General features: G+C 52.5%; 1 protein-coding gene. It reads right to left on the bottom strand.

Translation table 11 applies throughout. The annotated features are described in order from the left end of the window. Positions 1–107: 107 nt before the first annotated feature. Positions 108–1,730 carry a tetratricopeptide repeat protein gene (locus PQR63_RS23575; protein WP_408170720.1) on the bottom strand — a complete coding sequence of 541 codons (1,623 nt, stop codon included), beginning with the start codon at positions 1,728–1,730 and terminating at the stop codon, positions 108–110. Positions 1,731–2,246: the final 516 nt, after the last annotated feature.

Genomic DNA, 2,246 nt, shown 5'->3' with positions numbered 1-2,246 from the left:
GTCGTCATCTGGACGACTGTAGTCACGACGTAAAAGAGAAGGGCAGTGCATGATTCTTCATGCACTGCCCTTCTTGTTTTTGTATTCGTCGGATTCTCTTGAACAAGTCACTTCCTGCTTGGGTCCATGCCGGCCCGCTTACGCAGGCGGGACTCGCCCATTTCTGGAAACGCTGTCGTCAGGCGATATTTGCGTTGCCTGTAATTCCCCTCCAGTCCGCTGAAACTACAATCGACGTCGCTAAACAGACGGTTGATACGGTTCAAAGCAGAGCGTTGCGCCGCAGTTGCGATGGACACCAGGCGTCGCTTGCTCCTTGCGTAGGAGCTGCAAATATCAACCACCAGGCAATGGCCATAGTCGGCGTTCTTGACATCAATCAGCAAGGCTTCCGGCTTGGTCAGGCCAAATGTCGCAGCCAATTCAATCCGCGCACTCAAAAATGGGTCAGCGTTTCTTAATTTATCGCTCAGGTGAGCCATTGCATGCGTTGCCCAGGTATGAGCACCAGTCTCAACTGAAAATTCCGCCAGTGCAGCTTTAGCGTCCTCGTCCCCTTGCTTCGCCGCCTTTTGCCACCAATAAAGCGCTCTGACATCGTTGAGACTATCGTCGCGGCGGTTTCTCCAGGAGATTCGCGCGAACTCAGATTGGGCTTTCACCAAACCCATGTCGGCGGCTTTTTCGAGGTATTGCAAGGCGACATCCAGGTTCCGCTGCGAATAGATCGAGCGCGAATAGATTCTGGCCAGCGCATGCCATGCCAACGCCGAGCCGCCGTCCCCGGCCAGCGTCAGCCAGTTGAGTGCTTTCTTGAAATTTGCCAGGCCATGCTCCATGAATACTCTGTTTCCCTCCCGGTCAATCTTCGCGCAAAGAAGGCCGAGTTCGAACTGCGCTTCAGTGTTTCCGGTCAAGGCCGCCAATTCGAGGATGTACCCTATCTCGATAGGGTCGGGCATCTCTGTCTTCAGGCTCCATTGCGCAAACCGCAGTAGCAGGGTCGATTCCTCGGAGGACAAGACTATGCCACTGGTGACATCCACATCCTTTTTTATTTGTGCTACGGCGACGGAATTTCGTGCAAACAGCTTCTTGACCAGCACAGCAGCATCGCGAGCGAAACCCTCGTAGTCGGATTTTTTCCAGGCTTTGTCCAGCAAGGCATATTGTGCTTGCTCAATGCCCGCGTGTGCCGCCTCAGTGATCAATCGTTCTTCAAGCTTAATGGTGCCGTCATGCCTGATCGCCTTCAAGCTTTCGCTAATGGCATCATCGGTATCGCTATCCTCGTCATGACCATGCATCTGCATTTGCTGTGCGAGCAGCCACTGAGCCTGATGATCGTCTTTGCCCGCCAGAAAAGACAAAGCCCCTATGGCTCTTGCGTGACTGTTGCTGTCGAACTGCTCAGTATTGTCCAGCACCAGACGTGCAAACGTGAGGCCGGCATGGGTAATCCCCGCATCGAATGCCTTCTCGTACCATATCGCGGTCTCACGGGGGGATGACAGATCCTTGACCTGTTCATAAGAGATATTGCGACCTATCATCATCCAGGCATCATCGACGCCTTGTTGCGCCGCCCGCTTCAACCAATAGAATGCAGTCCCGTTGCTTCTGGGCAGACCGGTTCCACCACAAAGGTAGCGGCTTCCCAATGCCAGTTGGGCTCTCGATTCTCCTGCTCGTGCTGCTTTAATAACGGCCAATTCTTCTCGTGTCGCCATTGCGGTTACCTATTGCTTTCGTGAGCGTAGTGAAGATGATCGTTGGGTAGATGTGCACAACGGTCGGACATCAAGTTCCTCCAACATGGACGTTCGGGTAACGACGACAGGATTCACAAAATCGAAGACAAAAGAATCCCCGCCGGCGCAAATAATGGCGTCGGTTTTTTCGTCAGGCAGCTTGTCTGGTTTGGTGGATCCGGTTACCCGAAATCGCCATCAGCGCCAGCGTTGATGGTTGAGATATTTGGCAGTCGCCGGTAGCGATAATTCCATTTCGAAATGCACTCTTACCACTGCTTGATGCTTGTTAGTAAGCGCTGACAGAAGGCTGAATTTCTGGCGTTGATGCAACTCTGATGACTCGGTTTTTCGACTTGTTTTTCAGCAGGCTATTGCGATAGTGAACGTCGCTGTCACTATCCACGGAGATAAAAAAACAAGAAGGGCAGTGCATGAAGAATCATGCACTGCCCTTCTCTTTTACGTCGTGACTACAGTCGTCCAGATGACGAT

It is taken from the genome of Herbaspirillum rhizosphaerae, assembly GCF_046025915.1.
GTDB classification, from domain to species: domain Bacteria; phylum Pseudomonadota; class Gammaproteobacteria; order Burkholderiales; family Burkholderiaceae_D; genus Herbaspirillum; species Herbaspirillum rhizosphaerae_A.
This window is presented reverse-complemented; position numbering and strand designations above follow the sequence as displayed.